The organism is Polaribacter sp. Q13 (assembly GCF_016858305.2).
Taxonomy (GTDB): Bacteria; Bacteroidota; Bacteroidia; order Flavobacteriales; family Flavobacteriaceae; genus Polaribacter.
Map to the genome: position 1 here is coordinate 4,283,009 of NZ_CP074436.1, position 25,711 is coordinate 4,308,719.

The following is a 25,711-nucleotide window of genomic DNA, read 5'->3' on the forward strand; positions in this document are numbered from 1 at the left end:
ATTATGAAGAACAATTATTTTAAAAGAGGTGTTTTACTTTTTGTATTACTTATTTCCTTAAGTAATTATGCACAAACCCAAGGAACAAAACCTAATATCATTGTAATTTTAGCAGACGATTTAGGCTATGGAGATGTTGGTTTTAATAGAGATGCAAGTTTTCCGGAAGATAGAGGAGTTATTCCAACACCAAATATAGATGCTTTAGCTAATAATGGAATTGTTTTAAAAAATGCGCATGTAGCCCATCCTTTTTGTGGGCCAAGTAGAGTTGCAATATTAACAGGTATGATGCCTCATAGAATTGGTGCACAATACAATTTACCTAACGATATTACATCAACATTAGGGGTGCCAACTAACGAAACTTATTTTTCTACAGTGTTAAAAAAAGCGAGTTATAATACAGCGGCATTTGGAAAATGGCACTTAGGTTTTCAAGATGGAAAATACCAACCATTAGACAGAGGTTTCGATTTTTTCTTTGGATTCTTAGGTGGAGGAAAAAATTACTTTGAAAGCGTTTATGAAGATGGTTTTTACAATAGATTAGGAGGCAGTAACCCTGTAACAAATGAATATCAAGATCCAATTTGGAGAGATAGAGGATATGTTGCTAGAGACGAATTTAGTAATGCTGAAAACGAGGATTACTTAACAGATTTATTAACGGATGAAGCAATTGCTTATGAAAAAAGAGTGAGTGCTTCTTCAGATCCGTATTTTATGTATTTAGCGTATAATGCGCCACATACACCATTACAAGCGCCAGAAGCAGAAATTGCTCAGTTTAAATTAGACAATCCTAATTTTGAAGACTTAATACGAAATAGCCCATATATTACAGAATCTACGCCTGTTAATAAATTAACGGATGCAGGTCAAAAGGCAGCTTTAATAGAAAAGTTTGTGCAAGCTCGTATCACGTATGCAACAATGGTAACAAATATGGATACCAATATTGGAAGGCTTATTACAGAGCTAAAAAAAGACATGAACAAATTTAACAATACGGTTATTATCTTTTTAAGTGATAATGGCGGATATACGCTTAGTAAAGGAGCTGTAAACTGGCCATTAGACCAAGGAAAAGGAAGTGTAAAAGAAGGAGGGCATAAAGTACCGATGTTTGTAAGTTGGCCAGCTAAAATTACGGGTGGAGGTCCTACGTATGATCATCAAATTAGTTCTTTAGATTTGTATCCAACGTTAGTTGGTTTAGCCGGAGAAACAATACCTGAAGGAAAAACAATTGATGGGGTAGATTTTATGGATAAAATAATTGCAGGGCAAGATGCAAGACCAGACGATGGTATATTGTTGATGAGACCTCAAAATGGGTTTCATAATGGAGGAATTGCTTATGATAAATGGAAAATAGTAAAAACTGCAAATGGTGGTAAATGGAATTTATTTGACATCTCTACAGATCCAGGTGAAACCACAAACGTAAGAAGTAGCGAGCCAAACGGAGAGCAAATTGTGCAAACTATTTTAGACAATGCAATTGCAAAAGTGGTAGATTTTAAAGATGTAAAACCAGCTTGGTATGATAATGATGGTGATGGTTCTGGTCATATACATAGTTTTCTTTGGGCTGATGGAACTTTGCCTGGATATGACAGGCTATTTGAAACTCCATTATTAAAACTAGAAGGAGAACTTAGTGAAATTACAATAGCTAAAACTACAGACGCTATAGAAGGTGGTGTTAATGGTGTATTTACAATTAGTTTACCAGAAGGCGTAAATGCTACCGAAAATATAGATATTACTTATACTGTAAGTGGAGTTGCAACTGAAGGAACAGACTATACAGCATTATCTGGTACAGCAACCATTGCTAATGGCACAAACGCTACGCAAATAATTATTGATGCTACACAAGATACGGAGAATGAAGTAAGTGAATCTGTTGTGATTACCTTAGCTTCAACATCCTTTGGTAGTGTTTTAACAACACCAGCCGAAATAACTATTTTTGATGTCATAGAATCTACGGTTTTAACAGCTGGAGATATTGCAATAGTAGGTTGGAAATCTGGAAAAGGGAAATTGGCATTTATGCTTTTAAAAGATATTAGTGCAACTACCAAATTGTCAATTTCTAATAGAACTTGGAGCAATACTGCCAATGGATTTACAGGAGATTATAGTGTAGATGATATTTTTACTTGGTCTCCTGGAGCTGCTTTTAGTATAGGTGATATATTTATATTAGATGATGATGGATTAGTTAAACATGTAACAAATAATACAGAAGAAGTTGCAGGCACAACATCTCATGATTATACGGGGAAAGTTGCGGATGCAAGTGATGGAGATTTTGATTTTTCTGTAAACGGAGAAGGAATCTTAATTTTTCAGGCAGATCCTTTTGCGCTTCCAGCGGATGCAAATTCAACTGCGTGGATAACAGGGATAAATACTGCTCTAGGATGGGGTATTGGTGGTGGTAACTCTGCGTGTCAATTACCAACAGCTTTAACTAATGGTGCAAATGCAAATAATGTTGGGGAAAAACATGATTTCGGAGTCTATACAGGTGCTTTATCTGGTACAGCTGCACAATTAAGAGCAAGTATTAATGATGTTAGTAATTGGTCTTTCTCTGAAGATACGGAATATAATTTATGGCGTTTTGATAAAACATCTAATAGTATTTCAGGAAACATTGGTACGGCAGGTACTTTAAGTACGTCAGATCAAATTTTTAAGAAGTTAAGTGTTTTTCCAAATCCTTCTGGAGATTATTTTTACGTAAACTATAGTGGAGTTCTAAATAAACTAGAAGTAGAAGTATATACGGCGTCAGGAAAATCAGTTAAAAAAGTAACAGAAACCAATGTCAATAATCCAAGAATAGATATTTCTAATTTAGCTTCCGGAATTTATATCTTAAAGATTAAGACGGACGAAAACTTTTTAATAAAAAAAATAATTAAATTATAAATAGTTACTTTTTTTATCTGAAAACTCGCAATTTTTATTGCGAGTTTTTTTATGAATAATTGTTACATTAATTTAAATTCATCAACATAAAATAAGTTTTCTGCAGAGGTTAATTTAATGTACAATAAGGGTAAATTAGTATCATTAAGAGGTAAAAAACATAAAAATAGGGTGCATTTTTTTTGGAAATTTGAACTATGAATTAATTTATTATCAAATTCATACTATTTAATAATTCAAAAAACCCAAACAATTATGAGAAAAAAACTATTTTTTGATAATAGTTCTTATGCATCCTTAATAAAACAATTTAGGATAGTTGGACTATTACAAATTTGTTTAATTGCTTTTCCAATGTTTGCTAATGCAAGCTCTTTGGTGGTAATTGAAAACAACGTAAATGATGTAAAGTTTCAGCAAAATATTACTGGAACAGTTTCAGACGAAAGTGGACCAATCCCAGGGGTTAGTGTTCAAGTAAAAGGAAGTAATACAGGTACGGTAACAGATTTTGATGGTAATTATTCTTTATCAGCAAAAGATGCAAATGCTATTTTAATATTTTCTTACATAGGTTACAAAACGCAAGAAGTACCTGTAAATGGTAAAGCTATGGTTAATGTAACAATGGTGGCTGATGTAGCAAATTTAGATGAAATAGTTATTGTTGGTTATACTTCTAAAAAACGAGGAGAATTAACAGGTTCTGTAAGTACATTAAAAGCAGCAGAAATTGAAAACACTTCTAATAGAGAGGTTGCTAAATCTCTAGCAGGTAAGGTAACAGGTATTATTGTTTCAGATAGAGGAGGTTATCCTGGTTCTGATGGAGATGTTTCTCTATTAATTAGAGGACAATCTACACTTAATAATAATGCGCCTTTAATCTTAATAGATGGTGTGCAAACAGGTGTTGGAACATTTAATCAATTAGCGCCACAAGATATTGCTAATTTAAGTGTTTTAAAAGATGGAGCCGCAGCAATCTATGGTAATAGAGCAGCAAATGGTGTTATTATTGTAACTACTAAAAGAGGTACGTCTGGTAAGCCAAAAGTAAAGCTATCTACCTCTTATAGTGTTTCTTCATTTTCTGCATTTCCAGACTTAATGTCTTCAGCACAATATGCAGTTTATGAAAACGAAATTGCAGAAAGAAAAGGGCTAGCACTTCCTTATACGCAAACAGATATTGATAAGTATACGGAAGGCAATGATGCTAACTACGCAAGCACAAATTGGGCAGATTTAACATTTGCAAAATCAGCTCCAGAAACTAGAAATTCTATTTCTATTTCCGGTGGAAGTGAAAATGTAAAATACTTTGTAAGTGGAGATTTAATGAGTAGAGAAGGAATGTTTGCTTCTGGAGATTTAGATTTTAACCAAAGTCAATTGCGTTCTAATTTAGATATTAAATTAACAGATGATATAAAGTTAAGTGTAGATCTATCTGGTCGTTTTTCAGAAAACAAACAACCAGGTGTAAATGCAGGTTTTATTTACAAGCACATATATGCAAACTTACCTACAGAAGTAGGTGTTTATCCAAACGGTTTACCTGCTTGGGGAGGAGAAAATGGTGCAAATCCATTAGTAATGTCTAGCAATCAGTCTGGCTTTACAAAACAAAATAATAACGATTTAAGAGGTCGTTTTGCTATCGATTGGAAATTAGATAAAATAACAAAAGGCTTAAGCTTTAATAGTTATGTAGGGGTTAGAAAAATGAATTACGATCAGAAGTCATTTTATACTCCATGGACAATCTATAAACTAGACCAAACTAGTGGAGACTATAATCCAGAAACAGGTTTTTCTCAAGACGGGCAACAAAATATTTTAAGAGATACTTTTTGGAAGTTTGATGAAACATTAATCAATGCTACGCTTAGATACAATACAACAATTAATGATGTACATTCTATAAATGGTTTTATTGGTTACGAACAACAAACTTCAGAAACAAATAGTTTTTTTGCTCAGAGTGGTAATTTACCATCAAAAGATCTACCTTATTTATTTGCAGGAGATCCAAGTTCTCAACTTACAAACGGAACAGCAAGTGAAACTGCTTCTTTAAGTTATTTAGGTTCTTTATCTTACGATTATGATAAAAAATACTTTTTAGATTTAACGTTACGTAGAGATGGTTCTAGTAGATTCAGTTCAGACAATAGGTTTGGTACTTTTTATAGTGTTGGAGGTTCTTGGGCTATAGGTAAAGAAAGCTTTTTAGAAAACGTTTCTTGGTTAAACGCACTTAATTTAAGAAGTAGTTATGCGGTAATGGGAAATGATAGAATAGCTGGGTTCCAGTATTTATCTCAATATTCTTATGGAGGTGATTTTAGTAACAATAATACCAATGTAAGACCAAATTATTATGCTTTTGGAGAAAATGGAGTAGTAGAAAATGGGTATAGAACCGGTGTTGCACCAAATCCTAATGTAACTTGGGAAACTGCTATTATGAAAAACTTTGCAGTAACATTTCAAATGTTTGACAGCAGATTATCTGGAGAAGTAAATTATTTTTATCAAAACAGAAAAGATATTTTAGTAGACAATGGTGGTGAAGTTCCAGAATTTACAGGAGTACAATTACCAGATGAAAATTTAGGACAAGTAGATAGTTATGGTGTAGAGGTTACTTTAGGTTGGGCAGATAAAATAGGAGAAGTAGGTTATAACCTAGGTTTTAATTTAACGCAAGCTAAAAACAAAGTTATTTATTTACCACAACCAGTAAACACTCCAGCTGCTTTAAGACAAGAAGGGATGCCAATTGGTTCTTATGTCGTAGCGCCAACAGCGGGGATTTTTAGGGATCAGGCACAAGTAGATGCAACTGCTGTTAAAAAAGCAGGAACGGTAGAAGGTGAACCAATTTATTTAGATACCAATGAAGATGGTAAAATAGATGATGGAGATTTTATAAGAATAAGTAGTTCTAACGTACCAGAAATACAATACGGTATTACGGGTGGGGTAAATTATAAAGATTTTAGCTTAAGTTTTTTATTACAAGGACAAGCGAAAGCAAAAGCATTAGTTTTTTTCGACCAAGACGGAGCTAAACCTAGTCATGTTTTTAATGACAGATGGACGCCAGATAATAGAAATTCTAGATACCCAAGAGCTTTTGGTTTAAATGATGAATATAGTAGTATTCAAAACGGACAACCAGACAATTTTATTGGAGCAGATTTGTGGTTACATGATGCTTCTTTCTTAAGATTAAAAGAAGTGGAATTAGCATATACAATAACAAAAGAAAAAGCAAAATTTGCAGATATTAGAGTATTTGCAAGAGGTTTTAACCTGTTAACAATGTTTTCAGATATTGAAAAGTTAGGTTTAGATCCAGAAGCTGCTGGGTATAATAACTTTAGAGGATCTACGTATCCTTCTTTAACGATGTACACATTTGGTTTAAATTTTACTTTTTAATATAAAAAATAGAAACAATGAAAAAAATAAAATTAATATATTTATTTGCAGCTATTGGGTTTTTCTCGATGACGAGTTGTGAAGATGTTTTAGATACAGATTCTTTAGGTTCTTACCCTAATGATTTAATTTTTAGTGACCCAACTCAATTAGAAAAGGTAGTTTATTCTGCTTATAATAGTACAAATGGATGGGCTTTAAACAAATCTATTTGGTGGGCTAGAAGATTTAATGTAGAAGTGGGGTCTTTTGAAGCGAAGTTTAATTTTAAAGATTTAGACAGGCTTAGACTTAGAGGAAATGGATGGACTGCTCTAAATCCGGGAGATTTTAATAATAAATGGAGAGATTATTTTCTTTTTATTAATGAAATTAATCAGTTTTTAGACAATGTAGATGAAAGTGAAGCCATGAAAACTGATGCAGATCTGGTAAATGTTTTAAAAGCAGAAATGAAGTTTTTAAGAGCTAATATTTATGCGAAGATGGTTAAAATGTTTGGGGGTTTACCAATTTTTGAAACTGCTTTTGGTTTAGGGTCAGAGTTTAATATTCCAAGAAACTCTTACGAAGAATGTGTTGCTTTTATAGTGAAAGAATTAGACGAGGCTGCAGCTGTTTTACCAGTTACAAGACCAGCGTCTGAATTTGGTAGAGCTACAAAATTAGCGGCATTAGCTGTTAAGTCTAGAACGTTATTATTTGCAGCTAGTAAATTACACGATCCAGCTACATTACCTAGTGGTCCTCTATATGATTACACAAAAGCAACAAAATGGAAAGATGCAGCAGATGCAGCAAAAGCTGTAATTGATTTAGTGGGTGCAAGAGATTTAATTGCTACGCCAGATGCAGCAGCATATCAAAAGCTATTTTTATCTGCAAATCAAGACATTCTTTTTGCAAGACCATACGGAGAAACTTTATATGATTTTGGTTTAGATGTTAACTCTTTACCAGATCAAACACAGTCGCCAAGTGGTTATGGTGGTTGGGCTTTATCTTCTCCTACACATAATTTTGCTTTAGAGTTTAATATGGCAGATGGTTCTAGTACAAGTGGTGCTACTTTTAATGCTGCAACGCCAAATGCAAATAGAGAAATGAGATATTATGCCGATTTAAACTACCAAGGAGCTAACTTTAGAGGAAGATCTGTAGATTATTCATTGTCAGATTCTATAGGGGTTGCACCTAATAGAGTACCGGCCTTTCCTCATGGATTGGATTCTTCAGAAGGATTAGGGAATGTTCGTCATTCTTCAAAAACGGGATACAACATTAGAAAATTTCAAGATGAGAGCCTTACGAGAGTCACAGATGTATCTGCAGGACGTCCATATATTTTATATCGTTTGGCAGAAGTGTACTTAAATTATGCAGAAGCACAAGCAGAATTAAATAATGATATAGAAGCAAAAATTTTCTTAAATAAAGTTTCTACACGAGCATTACAGCCTGAAATTACAGTAACGGGAGATGCTCTTAAAGAAGCGATAAAAAGAGAAAGACGTATAGAATTGGCTTTTGAAGGTCATAATTTTTGGGATGAAAGAAGATGGATGAATCCTGATAATTTAGGTTTCGATATTAAAGGATTAAAATGGAAAAAGGAGGTTAGTGGAGTTTTAACGCATACAGAATATACTGTTGTTACTAGACCTTGGTTTGATAAGGAATATTATTTACCAATTCCTAATCAGGAAATACAAAAAGCACCAGCATTAATTCAAAATGATGGATATTAAGACATGTTCTATTTTAATTAGAATTGTTTGAATTTGATTTGAGAAAATGCTGAAGATTAGTCTTCAGCATTTTTTATTAAACAGAAGTGTTATTTAAATTTGAAACGCTAAGGTAAAATAGGGTTAAGAGTTGGTAAATTTAAATAACAGCTTAGTTCTAAATTGTGCTTACTTTGTTTTCTAAGTAAATTATTGCGATAATAATTTATTTGGCAAACAATCAAACTTAATTATTATAACTAAATTATTATGAGTTCATATAAAAAGAATGCATTTACATACTCCATTATTGTAGCAATAGGGAGTTTTGTTTTTGGTTTAGATGCTGTATTAATATCGGGCGGTTTTAAATTCATTACGCAAGAGTTTAATTTAACAGCTTCACAAGTTGGTCTTATCGGTTCTGCTCCAGGTATTGGAGTACTAATAGCATTGCCATTAACTGCTTATTCTGCAAACAAAATAGGAAGAAAACTTACATTACAGATTATTGCTATATTTTATGTAGTCTCTGCAATTGGTTCTGCTTTAGCACCATCATTCTTAGCACTTTTTTGGTTTCGATTCTTAGGAGGCTTGGCCTTTAGTTCGGTTACGTTAGCATCAATGTACATTGGTGAGATTGCTCCAGTTGCGCAAAGAGGTAAATTAGTTTCTATGTTACAAATAAATATGGGAGTTGGTTTTACGCTAGCGTATTTAATTAACTATTGGATTTTACAACAAATGGGGTCTGATACGCAATGGGTAATTGATCTTAACCTTGCAGAAACAGGATGGCGTTGGATGTTGGGTATTGAGATAATTCCTGCAGTTATATGGTTATTATTACTTGCAATAATTCCAAAAAGTCCTGCTTGGTTAATTTACAAAGGTAGAATAGACGAAGCTAAAAAATCACTATCTAAAGTATATCCTGAAAATGAAGTTGATGGACAAATTCAACAAATGGTTGATAGTGTTGATGGTACAGAAGGTAGTAGGTCAACGATGGGGCAATTAAAAGAGATTTTTGGAAGTAAGATGAGAATCGTTTTAATTTTAGCGATGACATTGGCAATTGTACAACAATTTACAGGTATGAATGCAGTTATGATCTATGCTCCAACCATGTTTGAGCAATTAGGTTTAGGTACAGATGCCGCATTTTCTAGTACTATTTGGATTGGTGTAATTGGTTTGATTTCTACTTTAGTGTCATTAACCTTAATTGATAAATTCGGTCGTAGACCTTTAGTTATTGGAGGTTTAGTATTGATTATTATAAGTATATCCACAGTTTCTTATGGGTTTAAACAAGCTACGTATACAGTAACTCCAGAGGCTATTGTTAAAATGAATAATATTTCGGAGATTGAAAAATTAAATGCGATTGTTGGAAAAGAATTTAATAGTGATATTGAATTCAAAAATTCTTTAAGTGATATTCTTGGAGTAGAATCTGCACGTGATAACTCGGGTTTAATATTTAAAGAAACAGCACACATGAATTCAATCTTAATACTATTAAGTATTTTAACTTTTATTGCCGCATTTAACTTCTCAATAGGACCAATTATGTGGGTGTTGCTTTCAGAAATTTTCCCAATTTCTAATCGAGGAGTGGCAATACCATTATTTGCATTAATTTCGAGTACCGTTAGTGCTTTGGTGCAGTTTTTATTCCCATTAGAAATGGAAATGTTTGGAGCTACCACAACTTTTATAATTTACGCAGGTATTGTACTTGTGGGCTTAATTATTTTATATAAATACCTTTTAGAAACCAAAGGACTTTCTTTAGAAGAAATTCAAACGAAGCTTCAAAGGAAATAATAAAAAAGGAAGTTAAATAACAATAATATTATAAATGAAATATCAAAAAATATATATAATCGCTTTTCTTTTAGGAACATTTACTTTTCTAAGTGTTGGATGTGAATCACCTAAGAAATCAGCAGAAACAACGGTTGTAAAACAAAGTGTTCTACCTTTTTCTGATCAAGAAAATAAAGGAAATTGGGTTTTAAATGAAGAAATAAGTGATGAGTTTGAAGGAACGGAAATAGATACTACAAAGTGGTTTGTAGAAGGACAAAATGGAGATTATTATATTTGGAAAGGACGAGCGCCTTCTCAATATGCACCACACAATGTTGTCTTAGAAAACGGAAATTTAATTTTAAAAACGCAATGGGAACCAGATTATAATTTCGCTAAAGAAAGTTATGCTGATGGAGCTAATAAAGATACATACGGAATTCATGAAGGGAAACCTTTACCGGTAACAACAGCGGCAATTGTTAGTAAAAAGAGATTTTTAAACGGATATATGGAAATAAAATCGAAAGCACCACACGCAGCAATGACAGCAGCATTTTGGGCAATTGGTTTTGAACAAGAACTAGATATGTACGAGCAATTGGCAGTACCAAAAATAGCTCAAGAAGGTTCTATCGATAAGCATATGAATAGAACTGCAATTCATGATTGGAGTCCACCTTCAACGAGACCAACAAAAGCTTTTGGTTATGATGAAAACTTACCTTACGTAACTTCGGAAGGATTTCATGTCTATGGAGTAGAATGGGGAGAAGATTATTTAAATATTTATAGAGATGGTAAATTTATTCATGGTTTTACACAAGATGAATTAGGTACAGATTGGGTCTTAAATAATCCGATGGAAATATGGGTAGATTCAGAGATTTTTAAATGGTTAGGAGTTCCTCATAAAGAAGAATTACCAGCAACTTTTGAAGCTGAATATGTGAGAGTTTGGCAAAAAGAATCAGATAATTTATTGGCAAAAGACAGAGCCTTTTATGGTTTTGAAGGTCCTATTTTATTTGAAGAAAATCCAAAACCTTTAACAATGGTTCCAGAAGATGCAACGGCAAATGAGTATCAAAAATTTTGGCTTTTTAGTGAAGGTTCAGAGAAATACTTAAAAATTACAGAAGGACATTATGCAAATGGAGTAGAAGCATTACAGTTTTTTGGATATGGTAAAAATGATTCATTGAACGTAGCAAAAGTAGTCGCTAAAACACCAGAAGGTTCTTTAAAACTTCCTGCAGGAGATTATAATTTATCAATGAAAGTTTGGTTAGATCAAGGAAGGATTACAGATTCTATTCATGTTACTTTAATGAATCCGAAAATGGAATTAACTTTTTCTGGTTTAAAAAAATTAGAAAGAAAACAATGGGTAACGGTAGCAAAGAAAGTTTCAAGAAAAGAAGCATCTGCAGTTAATGATGGAATGATCATAGAAATTAGAAAAGAAGATTTACCAGCAACAAAAGCGGCTAAATTATACATAGACGATATTGAGATTAAAAAAGTAAATTAAGAATCTGTTGTAAGGTTCAACTAATTCAATAAAAAATGAAAAAAAGTATTCTATTTATTTGTATGGCAATAGCATTGTCTAGTTGTGCGCAAAAAAAACCAAACATTGTTTTCATATTTTCTGATGATGCGGGGTATGCCGATTTTGGTTTTCAGGGAAGTAAAGTAATGAAAACGCCAAATTTAGATCAACTATCTAAAGAAGGAGCAAAATTTACAGAAGGTTATGTTACAGATGCAACGTGTGCACCTTCTAGAGCAGGGTTAATGACCGGTAAATATCAACAACGTTTTGGGTACGAAGAAATAAATGTACCTGGATACATGAGTAAAAACTCAAAGTATTTAGCAGATGATATGGGCTTGCCAGTAGATCAGGTAACCATGGCAGATTATTTAAAAAAATTAGGATATACAAGTGCTATGTATGGTAAATGGCATTTAGGTGATGCAGATCGTTTTCATCCTTTAAAAAGAGGTTTTGATGAGTTTTATGGTTTTAGAGGAGGAGATAGAAGTTATTTCGCTTATAAACAAGTTCCTAAAGGGCATTTAGACAAAAGAATGGAACGTGATTTTGGTAATTTCGAAGAACCAGAAGGATATGCTACAGATGTATTTGCAGACAAAGCAATCTCTTTTATCGAAAGAAATAAAGACAAACCTTTCTTTGTGTATTTAGCATTTAATGCGGTACATACGCCAATGGAAGCGACCCCAGAAGATTTAGCGAAATTTCCTAACTTAAACGGAAAACGTCAACAAGTAGCAGCAATGACTTTAGCTTTAGACCGTGCTTCTGGTAGAGTTTTAGAGAAGTTGAAAGAATTAGGTTTAGAGGATAACACAATTATTGTTTTTTCTAATGATAATGGAGGGCCAACAGATAAAAACGCTTCTTTAAATTTACCATTAAGTGGTACAAAATCGAATCACCTAGAAGGTGGTTTAAGAGTACCATATTTAATTAAATGGCCAGGTAAAATAAAAGCAGGTCAGGTGTACGATTACCCAGTAAGTACTTTAGATTTATTACCAACATTTTATGCTGCCGGTGGAGGAGATGTGGCAGATTTAAAAGATATAGATGGTGTTAATTTAGTTCCGTTTGTAAACGGAGAAAATAAAGCAAGACCTCACGAAGATTTATTTTGGAAAAAAGAAACACGTTCTGTATATAGACACAATGATTGGAAATTGATTCGTTTTCCGGATAGACCTGCAGAATTGTATGATATCTCTAAAGATATTGCAGAACAAAATGATTTGGCAACGAAAAATCCAGAACGATTGAGAAGTATGTATAAAAAATTGTTTCAATGGGAATTAACTTTAGAGCGCCCAATGTGGATGTTAAAAAGAAAGTTTGAAAAATATGACATTGATAGAATGGACCGTTATAGAACACCTGAATTAGTGAAAAAAGAAATGGAACATTATCAGAATAAATAACAAATTTCTAATTATTAAGAAAAAGAATAAATTAAAACCAACGAATAAATTAAATATAGAATGATACAATTTAAGAGGTATACTTTTATCGCATTATCCGGATTATTAACACTTGCTAGTGTAAGTTGTGCACAAAATAAAGCAACTGATAAAGTTAAAACAGAAATAACAACTCCAATGCCATTTTCTGATCAAGAAAATAAAGATGGTTGGGTGTTAAATGAAGAACTAAGTGATGAATTTAAGGGAACTGAAATAGATACAACAAGATGGTTTGTAGAGGGCTTAAATGATCAATATTATATTTGGAAAGGACGTGCTCCTTCTCAATTTGTTGCAAAAAATGTAATTGTAGAAGATGGTAAGTTAAAGCTAAGAACAGCTTGGGAACCAGATTATCCATTTATTAAAGAAAGCTATGGCGACGGAAATATGGGGACTTCTCAATATGGTATTTATAAAGACGGAACGCCAATGCCAGTTACCACAGCGGGTGTTTTAACGCACAAACGTTTTTTATATGGATATATGGAGGTGAAATCTAAAGTTGGTAATGCAGCAATTACAGGTGCATTTTGGGCAATTGGTCATGAGCAAGAATTAGATGTGTATGAGTTAATGGGGAATCCTAAAAATAAAGGAAACATTAGAGCAGATTCTTATTTAGCAACTGCACACGATTGGAGACCACCAGCACAAAGACCAACTAAAATATTTAATCATGATGAAAATTTAGATTTTAGAACGGCAGATGATTTTCATGTGTACGGAGCAGAATGGGGTGTAGATTATTTAAAATTATTTATTGATGGAAAATTAATTCGTCATTTTACACAAGATCAATTAGGGACTTCTTTTGTATTGAATAATCCGATGGAAATTTGGTTAGATTCAGAGATCTTCTTTTGGTTAGGGATGCCGCATAAAGAAGAGTTACCTGTAGATTTCGAAATTGAATATATGAGAGTTTGGCAAAAACCAACAGATAATTTGTTAGCTAAAGATGCTGCTTTTTATGGTTTTGAAGGGCCTATTTTGTTTGAAGAAAACGGAAGACCTTTAACCTTATTACCAGAAAGTTCTGTGCCAGATGAGTATCAGAAATTTTGGGATATCAATGAAGGTTCAGCTAAATATTTATCAATTGCTTACGGAGATTATTACCAAGGTGTAAATAGTTTAGAATTTTCTGGGTTTAGTAAAACGGAAAGTTTAGAAGTAGAAAAAGCAGTGGCTATGGCACCAGAAGGTTCATTAAAGTTAGCCGCTGGTGAGTATACAATTTCTGCAAAAGTTTGGTTAGATCAAGGAGTTATTGCAGATAAAATTCATGTTGTTTTACAAGATCCTGAGTTAGAAGTAACTTTTGGAGATCTTAGAAAACTTCCAAGACGTGAATGGATTACGGTAGAAAGTACTATTTCTAGAACAGTAGCATCTGGAGAAAAAGATGCCATTGCAATTGAAATCAGAAAAAAAGATTTACCTAAAACAAGAGCAGCAAAACTTTTGATAGACAATATTGTTATCAAGAAAAAATAATTAAAATCAATAGTAAGAAAACTTATTTTAAAAAATATATTTTATGAGTACTACTTCAAACCTTCATAAGAATGCAATTACAAACACATCAGAAAGTCCGTTTGTAAAGTTAAAGAGCATCAATTTTGGTGACTGTAAATGGAATACTGGCTTTTGGTCAGAAAAAGTAAAAACGGCAGAAGATAAGATGTTGCCTTATATGGGAGATCTTTTATGTGGAGATATTGGTCATGGTTTAAACAATTTTAAAATTGCAGCAGGTTTAAAAGAAGGAGAGCATAAAGGTTTTTACTGGCATGATGGAGATTTCTTTAAATTCATGGAAGCAAAAATGTACATCTATGCGCAAACTAAAAATGAATCTTTATTAAAGGAATTAGACGAGTATATAGATGTTATTGGGCAAGCTCAAGAAGAAGATGGGTATATTCATACACATGTTCAAATTACGGAAGGTGTAGATCGTTTTGAAAACAGAAAGTATCATGAAATGTACAATTTCGGACATTTATTTATTGCTGCTTCTGTGCATTTTAGATTAACTGGGCAAAGCAACTTTTTAAATATTGCTGTTAAAATGGCAGATTTATTACATGCTTATTTTATGCCAGATACCAAGCATTACCAACGTTTTGGATTCAATCAAACTCAAATTATGGGCTTGGTAGAATTGTATAGAACAACAAGAGATAAAAAGTATTTAAAATTAGCAGAGAAATTTATCAACCGAAGAGGAACGTACGAAATTAAACACGATGATACTACAATTGGTTACCCTATTGGAGACATGGTGCAAGAAAGAACTCCTTTCAGAGAATCTGAAGAAGCGGTTGGTCACGCCGTTTTAGCCTTGTATTATTATGCAGGTGCAGCAGATGTATATGCAGAAACTGGTGAAAAAGCATTATTAACTTCTTTAGATAAATTATGGGAAAACGTTACAGGCAAAAAAATGTATGTAACCGGAGCTGTTGGGCAAGCGCATTATGGAGCTTCTACTAGTTTAGACATGATTGAAGAAGGGTTTATAGATGCCTACATGATGCCAAATATGACGGCTTATAACGAAACTTGCGCAAATTTATGTAATGCAATGTTTAGTCATAGAATGATGGGGATTAATGGTGAATCTAGATATGCAGATATTATAGAATTGGTATTATATAACTCTGGTTTATCAGGAATTAGTATTGAAGGGAAAGATTATTTTTATTCGAATCCTTTAAGAATGGTAAACAATTCTAGAAATTATGATTCGCATGATGATGTAACAGAAAGTCCGGTAAGACAACCGTATTTAGAATGTTTCTGTTGTCCTCCAAACTTGGTAAGAACAATTTGTAAAACTTCTGGATGGGCGTATAACTTATCTGATAATGGTGTTTCTGTTGTTTTATTTGGTGGAAACAATTTAGAGACAAAAATGTTAGATGGTGCTCCTTTAAAATTATCTCAAGATACAGAATACCCTTGGAAAGGTTTGGTAAAAATAACTATTGATGAATGTAAAAGTGAAGCTTTTGATATTCAGGTTAGAATACCTAAATGGGCAGTTGGCAGTACTTTAAAAGTAAATGGAGAAGATGCAGGTGTTGCTGTAAATCCAGGGAATTTTGCAAACATCAATAGAACTTGGATAGCAGGAGATGTGATTGTTTTAGACATGCCAATGGAACCAACTTTTATTGAAGGTCATAATAGAATTGAAGAAGTAAGAAATCAATTAGCAGTAAAAAGAGGGCCGATTGTGTATACAATTGAAACTCCAGATTTACCAAAAGATACAGCTATTTTAGATGTGTATTTAAAAGGTGATGCTCCTTTAACAGCAGTTCATAAACCAGATTTTTTAGGTGGAGTTACGGTAATAGAAACAGAACTTTTACTAAGAGAAGGTAAAACGGATGAAATGTATCAAACAGTTACAAAACCCGTATTTAAGCCTTATAAAACGCAATTAGTGCCTTATTACGCTTGGAGTAATAGAGGGCAGGCAGAAATGACCGTGTTTATGCCTGTTGTTTGGTAAAATAACGTTCATTTAAATAAGTAAAGGAGCTTATTCATTTCAGTAAACTGAAAAGAATAAGCTCCTTTTTTTTTGTCAAAAATTATGGTAATATTGGTACATGATGAGGTATAATAAAGTAATTACTTTTCTTTTTTTATTCGGTTATTGAAGCCTGTAAACGGAATATAATTTGATTTTAAAAACCACATGAAATACAAAACTATGAGTAACATTAATTTCAGCATTAAAAATCTTTGGATACTTGGAGCAATAGCCTCTTTTATTGGTGTAAATTCTATAAATGCACAAAGCGATTCTTTTAAAGAAGTCTTTAAAGAATTTCCAAGACAAGAAAAGAATTTAAGGAAATGGGATTCGCCTGTGGTCGCAGATTTAGACAAAGATGGGTATCCAGATTTGTTGATAAATGACCATGGTTATGCAATTCAGGTACAATGGAATAATAAAGGAAAGTTTGCAAAACCTTTTGATATCATCATGGGAGATTTACACGGAATTTCTGTGGGAGATTTTGATAAAGATGGAAATTTAGAAATAATTATGTCTCGAGGAGGAGGTTCTGGAAGTAACGCTAGAAATTCTAAAATATATAAAGTAAAAGGGAGAGAATTTATTCCGATGGCAGATTTTACAGAACCATTAGCTTTAATGCGCGGTAGAACAGTGAAATTTGTAGATTTAGATAATGATGGCGATTTAGATTTGTTAAATTTTGCGTTTCCTGATGGCGCAAAAAAAGGGGCAAGTGAAAACTATATTTATGAAAATAATGGTGCAGGAGAATTAATCATGCATTCAACTTTACCTGCAAGTAAAGTAAACGGACAAAAAACGTTGATTACAGATATTAATAATGATAACATTATTGATATTATTTTATATGGCGATAAAAACGTAATTGTATATCAAGGAAATGGTGATTTAACTTTTAAAGATGTTACTAAAAAAGTATTGTCTTACGATATTGATGAAGTAACTGCAATTGCAGAAATTGATTACGACAATGATGGTGATATGGATTTATATTTCACTAGAGGATTAGAATTTAAAAAAGGAGAATCATTTTATAATAAAGCAACGAAAGATTTAGGTTTTTATACAAAAAGGGGCGAATTAAAATTAGACGATTTTGTTTCTGGTGAAGTTTTACATATGGAAAATTTTCAGTCTCAATGGCCAAATAATGATACGTATTATATTGGTGAGGCTTCTTATGATTATGTTTTTTATGGAGAAACACATTCTGGAAAAGATATTAATTTAGTGATGAGTGATGCTTTAGGTTTTCCAGATAATCCTAATTACCAAGAGAAAAAAGGGTGGTATATTGGATATGTAGGTAATCAAAAATGGAGAATTGGTGGTTTTCTTTGGGCGCCAGCAACGGGTGTGGTGCATAACGTAAAAAACTATACAGAATCTAAACATCCAAAAGCAATCAATGATATTTTATTAGAAAACAAAGGATCTAAGTTTGTAGATGTTACTAAAAAAGCAAATGTGTTTTTAGAAGCACAAACAATGGCGGTTACTGTCGCAGATTATGACAACAATGGTTTTGATGATTTATTAGTAATTAGAAGAGGAGATTTGGTCTATGAAAACGAATCGATTTTGTATTTAAATAATGGTAAATCTGCTTTTAAAGCTAAAGAAGGACATCATATTATAACGAAAGATTTAGGAGGAATTGGAATGGCCGTAGAAAGTATCGACTATAATAAAGATGGAAAAGTAGATGTTGTAATTGGAGAAGAAAGAGGAAAATGGCATTTGTTTAAAAATGAAATGGCAGATAGTAATAAGTCATTAACTGTTGAGGTTAGAAACTCTAAAAAAGGAAATATTCCACCTTTAGGTGCTTTGGTAACAATTTCTTCTTGTGGAAATACGCAACAACAAAGAGTTGGTACTTCATCTTCTCAATATTCATTAAACCACAACACTTTTGTTCATTTTGGATTGGGAGATTGTAGCAAAAGCATTAAAGTAAAAGTGATGTATTCTAATGGTGAGGTTTTAGAACAAACCGTAAAAGCAAGCAATAAGGAGATTGTAATAGGGAAAAAATAATTTTTTTATTATATAGCAAAAGTTAAAATAAATAAGAATTCGTTAAATATCATTTTAAATTATTAGTAATTATGAAACAGATTTCAAATCAACTAAAATTATTATTCTTCGGAACTTTTATATCCATAATGGGCTGTACAGCACAAGAAGAAAGGCCTAATATTTTGTTCGTCTTGTGTGATGATCTTGGTTATAATGATGTTGGATTCAATGGATCTACAGATATTATTACACCAGAATTAGATAAATTAGCTAATGAAGGCATTACGTTTACTTCTGCTTATGTAGCACATCCTTTTTGTGGTCCGAGTAGAGCTTCTATATTAACAGGACGCTATCCTCAAGAAATGGGAACTGCTTTTAATTTGCATAGTAATTCTAGTATGAATGATGCTGACAATATGGGGATTCCTTTAAATGAAACCTATATGTCTAAAGTATTACAAGATGCTGGTTATTATACTAGTGCTTTTGGAAAATGGCATCTAGGAAGTGCTCCAAAATACCAACCTAACAAAAGGGGATTCGATAATTATTATGGATTCCTTGGAGGAGGGCATAATTATTTCCCAGAGAAATATCAGAAGGAATATCAGAAACAGTTAAAAGCAGGCAAAAAAGAAATTCGCGATTATATTCTTCCGCTAGACCATAACGGCAAAGAAGTTAAGGAAACAGAATATATTACCGATGCTTTAACTAGAGAGGCTATGAACGATATTCAATTAGCTTCCACTAAAAAAGATCCTTTCTTTATTTATTTAGCCTATAATGCGCCACATGTTCCTTTAGAAGCAAAAGCAGAAGATTTAAAGGTTTTTGCAAATATTAAAGATAAAGACAGAAGAACGTATGCGGCTATGGTGTATGCTGTTGATAGAGGAGTTGGGAAGATTGTGAAAAAGTTAAAAGAAACAAATCAGTACGACAATACGTTAATTGTATTTTTGAGTGATAATGGTGGTAATTTTGATCACGGAGCTAATAATTATCCACTTAAAGGTTCTAAGGGTGATGCTTGGGAAGGCGGTTATAGAGTGCCAATGTTTATGCATTATCCTAAAAAATTAGGAAAAGGTTTAAAGTTTGATTTCCCTGTTTCTTCGTTAGATTTATATCCTACGTTTGTAAATTTAGCAAAAGGTAAAATTCCTAAAGACAAAATATTAGATGGTAAGGATATTATGGAAGCTGTAAAAAATAATACAGAACCACATAAAGAAGACATGATTTACTGTTTAAGATATCGTCATGGTTATAGTGATGTTGGGGCAAGATTAGGCGATTGGAAAATTACACGAATGGGTAATGAACCTTGGAGATTAACAAATATTACTAAAGATATTGGAGAGAAGAAAAATTTAGGAGGTAGATATCCAGAACGTCTTAAAAAAATGGTAGCAGAAACTCAAAAATGGACAGAAGGTTTTGTGCAACCTTTATGGTATTATTCTGCAAAAGATGAAGAGTTATGGAAAGATGGTAGAATGCCACAATACAACGAAACTTTTGAGGTAGATATGTTAACTGATTTACCTACTAAAAAGTAGTATACATATTAGATTATATAGAAGTAATGAAACTGGTTAGATTTTGATGTCTTTCCAGTTTCATTTTTTTACGTAATCGGTGTCTTGCAACATGTACACTTCCTAAAGAAATACCTAGTAAATACGCCATTTCTTTGCCCGAAAAATTAAGTTTTATTAGTGCGCAAAGCTTTCTGTCTGCTCTACTTAAATCTGGTACTTTCTCTTGTAACCTCTCATAAAAACCTTTATTCAGTTCGTTGAATCTTCTGTTAAAAGAGTCCCATAAACTAGTTGAACTTCTTTCTATCGTTTTTAAAATTATTTTTGATTTATTTCCTGGATTTGCTTCTTTAATATAATCGCTTAATTGTTTAATGACTTGTTCTTTTTCTATTAATTGAAGCGTATTAGTGGTGAGTTCCTTGTTCTTAACATCTAATAGTTCTCTAGAGTTTTGCTGCTTTTTTTCAAACTTTAAATTTTTAATTCTTTGCCTAACAACTAAGGTTAAAAGAATTACTAAAAAAAGGATAATAAAAAGTGATATTCTAAAATTTAGAAGGGCTTTTTTCTTTTTAGTTAGTTCTAAATTTTTAATATTTAATTGCTCTCTTTTCTTAATAAGTTCTTCTTTGTAATAGTTTTTAATGGTTAAAAAACCTCTGTTTTTTTCGTTTCTAGGGTTTAATAAAGAGTTGCTAATGTCATTAGCTTCTTTTTCATATTCATAGGCTTGTGCAAATAAATTTAGTTCTTTTAAAACTTCAGCATAACGAGAGTATAAAAACGATCTATAAAAAGTTGTTTCTCCTAAAACTCCTTTGATTTTAGTGAATTTTTCAAAATAAAATTTAGCTTCATTTAGGTTTTTCTTTTTATGATAAATGATTGCAATTCTGCCGTAAATAATTAGTAAAAACGTTTTGTCTTTATTCTTTAAACCAGAATTTAACGTTTCATTTTCTAATTGATATGCTGCCTTTTTTAATAGTTGTAATGCTTCATCTGGTGCATTATTCCACTCGCTAATACTTGCTTTTTTTTCGTCAAGAAAAATAGAATATATAGGGGGGAGTTTCGTCTTTTTTGAAAAAATAATGCAACTATCAATATAAGATTGTAGGTTTTCTTTATCTGTAATGCGTTGATAATGTAAAACTAAATTGTAATAAGATTTATAAATTTGAGAGACATCAATTTTGTTCTGCTTATATAGCTTTTTATATAGTTGATGTGCTTTTTTTAAATAGTTTTCAGATTCTTCGTTTTGCTTGTATAAATAGGTTAAAACACCTAATTCTTCATTGGCTTTTGCTATTAAAAGTTGGTTCTTATATTCTTCGGATATAAAAAGAGCTTCACCTGCAAAACTAAATGCTTTTAAGTAATTTAGTTTAAACCTATTAAATCTACTTTGAGTAATAAGGGTGTTAATTAATAAGGTACTATCCTTTTTTATTATCGCTTGTTCTTTTGTTTTGGTTAAAAAAATAGAAATAGAATCGGTTGGTGTATTTAAAGGAATTAAATTCTCTTCAAAATGAGTTTTTAATTGTTGACTCTGTAAATATTGAAAAACAAAAATGTTAAGTATAATTATAAAAATATATCGTTTTAATATGTTTTTTAAATTTATCATATACAGTATAATAGGTGTTTTTTATTCAAATATAAACAATTATTTATGTTAAGTGAAATAAATAATTATTTTTATAAATGTTAAGTTTATGTAAGAAGTTTTAGGAGGGTATTTTAGATTTAATTCCCTAGTTTTGAGAGTAAATAAACTCATGATGAATTATAAATTTTTGAAAACTTTTTGTAGTGTATTTTTGCTAAGTATTTTTTTAAACGGTTATGCTCAAGAGAAAAAACCAAATATTCTTTTAATTGTAGTAGACGATTTAAATGATTATACAGGTTTTTTAGGAGGACATCCCCAAGTAAAAACTCCAAATATGGATGCCTTAGCAAAAGAAGGAACCGTGTTTACAAATGCACATACAAATACACCTATTTGCGCCCCTTCTCGAGCAAGTTTTTTAACAGGTATTTATCCGCATGTTTCACATAATTTCTGGTTTACAGATTGGACAATCAATAAGGTATTAAGTAACAGTAAATCCATCGCCCAATTTATGGGAGATAATGGATATAAAACGTATGCTACTGGAAAACTAATGCATCACAGGGTTAAATCTGAATGGAATGAATATGGAATAGAAAATGATTTTGGACCTTATGCTTACGATGGTAAAAAGGTAGCCAAACATCCTAACATGCCAGCGGCGTATACTGATAATAAAAACGATGGTTTATTTATGTCTTTAGCAAAAGTGCCAAATGTGAAAGTAACTGATAAAGCACCCGGTTATAAAGGATGGTATGATGTGAAAAATAAAAAGCCATTTAAGTATGTAAATGATGATGATCGTGATTTAATGAATGATGAATTAAGTGCAGAATGGGCAGTTGATAAATTAAAAGGATTGGATAAATTTAATAATGATAAACCGTTTTTTATGGCAGTTGGGTTTGTGAGACCTCATACTCCTTTGGTAGCTCCTCAGAAATATTTTGATATGTATCCTTTAGAAACGTTAAAAGTACCGGTGATAAAAAAGAATGATAATAAAGATACGTATTACCGTACTACTTTTAAATGGGCAATGCCTTGGACGCAACATTATCAAGAATTAGAAGCTTCTTACAAAAATATAGATGATGGTTTAAAAACATATGTACAAGCTTATTTAGCTTGTGTTTCTTTTACAGATGATCAAATTGGGAAGGTTTTAAAAACGTTAAAAGAAAGTCGTTTTGATAAAAATACCGTAGTTATTTTAGTAAGTGATCATGGGTATAATATGGGCGAAAAAGATTTTTTATATAAAAATAACCTTTGGGAAGAAAGTACAAGAATTCCAATGATTATAAAAGATCCTAGCATTAAAGGAAGCAAAGGACAACGTATAAAACACCCAGTATCATTAATTGATTTGTATCCAACAATTGCAGATTTTGCCAATATTAAAGCAAGCAATACTAAAAACGAATTAGGAAAAACGTTAAGTGGATTCAGTTTAAAACCATTTTTAGAAAACCCTAAAAATCCACAATGGAAAGGACCAGATGTTGCTTTAACCGCTGTAAGAGGGCTTTTAAAAAGTGATGAGACTAAAAAGCAAAGTTATTCAGTAAGATCAGAAAAATACAGATACATCTTATATGTAAACGGTAAAGAAGAATTATACGACCATACTAAAGATGCGTATGAGTGGATAAATTTAGCCAACAATAAAAAGTATCGTCAAATTAAGGCAGATTTAAAAAATCAACTACAAGAAATTTTAACTAAACAATAATAACAATGATTCTAAAAACAATGAAATACCTGATAATTGCAGTATTTGGTTTTCTACTGATAATTTCTTGCAAACAAGAGGTAGAAAAAGATAAAGCTTTAGCAGTTAAAACCAGAACTAGTAAAGATTTTAAGTTAAATACACATAAGGGTATTATTAATAATACAAATAGTAAGTATGTAAAATTAAAAAGCATCGATATTGGAGATTGTACCTGGACAGATGGTTTTTGGGCAGATAAATTTGAAGTTGCCGAAAAAGTGATGGTACCTTACATGGGAAAACTTTTAACAGGAGATGTTGGTCATGCTTTAAATAACTTTAAAATTGCTGCTGGCTTAAAAGAAGGAAAGCATCAAGGAATGAAATGGCACGATGGTGATTTCTATAAATGGATGGAAGCATCAATGTACATTTATGCTCAAAATAAAGATGAGAAAATTATAAAAGATCTTGATGAGTATATTGAAATAATTAAAAAAGCACAAGCAGAAGATGGTTACATACATACGCAAGTTCAAACTGAAGCAGACATGGATCGTTTTGGTAACAGACAGCATCATGAAATGTATAATTTTGGACATCTTTATACAAGTGCATGTATTCATTACCGTATTACAGGGAAAACGAACTTTTTAGATTTAGCAATTAAGAATGCAGATTTTCTTTATAATAAATTTATGCCAGAACCAAAAGGAGATTTAAAACGTTTTGGTTTTAATCAAACTCAAATTATGGGGTTGGTAGAATTGTATAGAACAACAAATGATAAGAAATATTTAGAATTAGCTGAGTTATTTATCAATTTAAGAGGGCAATCTAAAGTAGAACCTACAGCTGTTTCAAATTATAAGTTTATTGGAGATATGGTGCAAGAGCGCACACCAATTCGTAAGGCAAAAACAGCAGAAGGTCATGCTGTATTAGCATTATACTTTTATGCTGGAGCTGCAGATGTTGCTGCAGAAACAGGTGAGCAAGCTTTAATTGATGCTTTAGATAGACTTTGGGGTAATGTAGTGAATAAGAAAATGTATGTTACTGGTGCAGTCGGACAAACACATCATGGGGTGTCATCTCATGTAGATATGGTTCATGAAGGGTTTATTAATGAATATATGATGCCAAATTTATCAGCATATAATGAAACCTGTGCCAATATTTGTAACTCTATGTTTAGTTATAGAATGTTAGGGTTAAACGGAGAATCTAAATATGCAGATATTATGGAATTGGTGCTTTTTAATAGTGCTTTGTCCGGTATTAGTGTTGAAGGGAAAGATTATTTTTATGCAAACCCACTTCGTGTAAGTCATGATGGTTATGATCCAGGGAATGATACAGAATTTGATGTTCGTCAGCCATATATCCCATGTTTTTGTTGTCCGCCAAACTTAGTACGTACCATCGCAAAAGTTTCAGGATGGGCGTATAGTTTATCGGAAAACGGAATAGCCGTAAACTTATACGGAGGAAATAAATTATCGACTAAATTATTAGATGGATCTTCAATAAAATTAACGCAAGTTACCCAATACCCTTGGGAAGGAAAAGTAGATATTACTGTTGAAGAGAGTAAAAAAGAAGCATTTGATATTATGTTAAGAATTCCGGATTGGGCAAGAGGATCAAAAATTTTAATTAATGGAAAACCGTCTGGTATTGCACCTAAAAGTGGAAACTTCGCTATCGTGAATCGTAAATGGATTAAAGGCGATGTATTAACTTTAGATATGCCAATGAATGTTACGTTATTAGAAGGACATCCATTAATTGAAGAAGTTAGAAATCAAGCAGCTATTAAAAGAGGGCCGGTTGTATACTGTATTGAATCTCCAGATTTACCTAAAGGAACTGATATTTTAGATGTGTATCTTCCTGTAAAATCGAAATTAACGGCAACTTACAAACCAGACCTTTTAGGAGGTATATCTACAATTAACGGTAATGTAAAATTACGTAAGGATGATAAAAAAGGAATGTATAGAAAAATGACTGACATCAAATGGGATACTTATAAAGCTCAATTTGTGCCTTATTTTGCATGGGCTAATAGAGGTCAGGCAGAAATGAGTGTTTGGGTTCCTATACTAATGGAATAAAATAAATTTTGCTCAATATATTTATTGATGAAATAAGACATTGGGCGAAGTTTAAATATCCGAATAGGATGGGTTCCTCTTTTATTATTACAAATATGTTTACCAATTATTAAATAACAAAAAAAAT

13 protein-coding genes are annotated in these 25,711 nt (G+C 32.1%); 12 read left to right on the forward strand and 1 reads right to left on the reverse strand.

Features of this window, described 5'->3' with window-relative positions; translation table 11 throughout:
* Positions 1–3 precede the first annotated feature (3 nt).
* The 10 genes from JOP69_RS18060 to JOP69_RS18105 all read left to right on the forward strand — a co-directional run bounded on the left by JOP69_RS18060 (position 4) and on the right by JOP69_RS18105 (position 20,135).
* Positions 4–2,952 (forward strand): sulfatase-like hydrolase/transferase, encoded by a 2,949-nt coding sequence (locus JOP69_RS18060; protein ID WP_203393485.1) that lies wholly within the window; start codon positions 4–6, stop codon positions 2,950–2,952.
* A 255-nt stretch (positions 2,953–3,207) separates the two neighbouring features.
* On the forward strand, positions 3,208–6,405 hold the full coding sequence (locus JOP69_RS18065; RefSeq protein ID WP_203393484.1) for a TonB-dependent receptor: 3,198 nt from the start codon (positions 3,208–3,210) through the stop codon (positions 6,403–6,405).
* Between the two features lie 17 nt (positions 6,406–6,422).
* Positions 6,423–8,153, forward strand: coding sequence for a RagB/SusD family nutrient uptake outer membrane protein (locus tag JOP69_RS18070; RefSeq protein WP_203393483.1), 1,731 nt, complete (start codon positions 6,423–6,425; stop codon positions 8,151–8,153).
* Positions 8,154–8,402: 249 nt separating this feature from the next.
* Complete coding sequence (locus JOP69_RS18075) at positions 8,403–9,968, forward strand: MFS transporter (protein ID WP_203393482.1); 1,566 nt, start codon at positions 8,403–8,405, stop codon at positions 9,966–9,968.
* Positions 9,969–10,002: 34 nt separating this feature from the next.
* On the forward strand, positions 10,003–11,487 hold the full coding sequence (locus JOP69_RS18080) for a family 16 glycosylhydrolase (RefSeq protein ID WP_203393481.1): 1,485 nt from the start codon (positions 10,003–10,005) through the stop codon (positions 11,485–11,487).
* 35 nt (positions 11,488–11,522) lie between these two features.
* The gene (locus JOP69_RS18085; protein WP_203393480.1) at positions 11,523–12,938 is read left to right on the forward strand and encodes a sulfatase; all 1,416 of its coding nucleotides are present in this window, start codon (positions 11,523–11,525) and stop codon (positions 12,936–12,938) included.
* 60 nt (positions 12,939–12,998) lie between these two features.
* Positions 12,999–14,480 (forward strand): family 16 glycosylhydrolase, encoded by a 1,482-nt coding sequence (locus JOP69_RS18090; protein ID WP_203393479.1) that lies wholly within the window; start codon positions 12,999–13,001, stop codon positions 14,478–14,480.
* A gap of 43 nt (positions 14,481–14,523) precedes the next feature.
* On the forward strand, positions 14,524–16,509 hold the full coding sequence (locus JOP69_RS18095; protein WP_203393478.1) for a glycoside hydrolase family 127 protein: 1,986 nt from the start codon (positions 14,524–14,526) through the stop codon (positions 16,507–16,509).
* Positions 16,510–16,698: 189 nt separating this feature from the next.
* Positions 16,699–18,585: a CRTAC1 family protein gene (locus JOP69_RS18100; protein WP_215602617.1), complete on the forward strand. Its 1,887-nt coding sequence runs from the start codon at positions 16,699–16,701 to the stop codon at positions 18,583–18,585.
* A 71-nt stretch (positions 18,586–18,656) separates the two neighbouring features.
* Positions 18,657–20,135 carry a sulfatase-like hydrolase/transferase gene (locus tag JOP69_RS18105; protein ID WP_203393476.1) on the forward strand — a complete coding sequence of 493 codons (1,479 nt, stop codon included), beginning with the start codon at positions 18,657–18,659 and terminating at the stop codon, positions 20,133–20,135.
* A 13-nt stretch (positions 20,136–20,148) separates the two neighbouring features.
* Here JOP69_RS18105 and JOP69_RS18110 read toward each other — a convergent pair whose 3' ends face one another.
* Positions 20,149–21,756, reverse strand: coding sequence for a hypothetical protein (locus tag JOP69_RS18110; protein ID WP_203393475.1), 1,608 nt, complete (start codon positions 21,754–21,756; stop codon positions 20,149–20,151).
* 193 nt (positions 21,757–21,949) lie between these two features.
* Between JOP69_RS18110 and JOP69_RS18115 the strand changes: the two genes are divergently transcribed.
* A complete protein-coding gene (locus tag JOP69_RS18115) occupies positions 21,950–23,482 on the forward strand; it encodes a sulfatase (protein ID WP_215602619.1) in 1,533 nt (510 codons plus the stop codon).
* 20 nt (positions 23,483–23,502) lie between these two features.
* Positions 23,503–25,584: a glycoside hydrolase family 127 protein gene (locus JOP69_RS18120; RefSeq protein ID WP_203393473.1), complete on the forward strand. Its 2,082-nt coding sequence runs from the start codon at positions 23,503–23,505 to the stop codon at positions 25,582–25,584.
* Positions 25,585–25,711 lie beyond the last annotated feature (127 nt).

Coding starts and splice junctions, on each gene's coding strand:
- JOP69_RS18060 (WP_203393485.1), top strand. CDS start 4: ATGAAGAACAATTATTTTAAAAGAGGTGTTTTACTTTTTGTATTACTT.
- JOP69_RS18065 (WP_203393484.1), top strand. CDS start 3,208: ATGAGAAAAAAACTATTTTTTGATAATAGTTCTTATGCATCCTTAATA.
- JOP69_RS18070 (WP_203393483.1), top strand. CDS start 6,423: ATGAAAAAAATAAAATTAATATATTTATTTGCAGCTATTGGGTTTTTC.
- JOP69_RS18075 (WP_203393482.1), top strand. CDS start 8,403: ATGAGTTCATATAAAAAGAATGCATTTACATACTCCATTATTGTAGCA.
- JOP69_RS18080 (WP_203393481.1), top strand. CDS start 10,003: ATGAAATATCAAAAAATATATATAATCGCTTTTCTTTTAGGAACATTT.
- JOP69_RS18085 (WP_203393480.1), top strand. CDS start 11,523: ATGAAAAAAAGTATTCTATTTATTTGTATGGCAATAGCATTGTCTAGT.
- JOP69_RS18090 (WP_203393479.1), top strand. CDS start 12,999: ATGATACAATTTAAGAGGTATACTTTTATCGCATTATCCGGATTATTA.
- JOP69_RS18095 (WP_203393478.1), top strand. CDS start 14,524: ATGAGTACTACTTCAAACCTTCATAAGAATGCAATTACAAACACATCA.
- JOP69_RS18100 (WP_215602617.1), top strand. CDS start 16,699: ATGAAATACAAAACTATGAGTAACATTAATTTCAGCATTAAAAATCTT.
- JOP69_RS18105 (WP_203393476.1), top strand. CDS start 18,657: ATGAAACAGATTTCAAATCAACTAAAATTATTATTCTTCGGAACTTTT.
- JOP69_RS18110 (WP_203393475.1), bottom strand. CDS start 21,756: ATGATAAATTTAAAAAACATATTAAAACGATATATTTTTATAATTATA.
- JOP69_RS18120 (WP_203393473.1), top strand. CDS start 23,503: ATGAAATACCTGATAATTGCAGTATTTGGTTTTCTACTGATAATTTCT.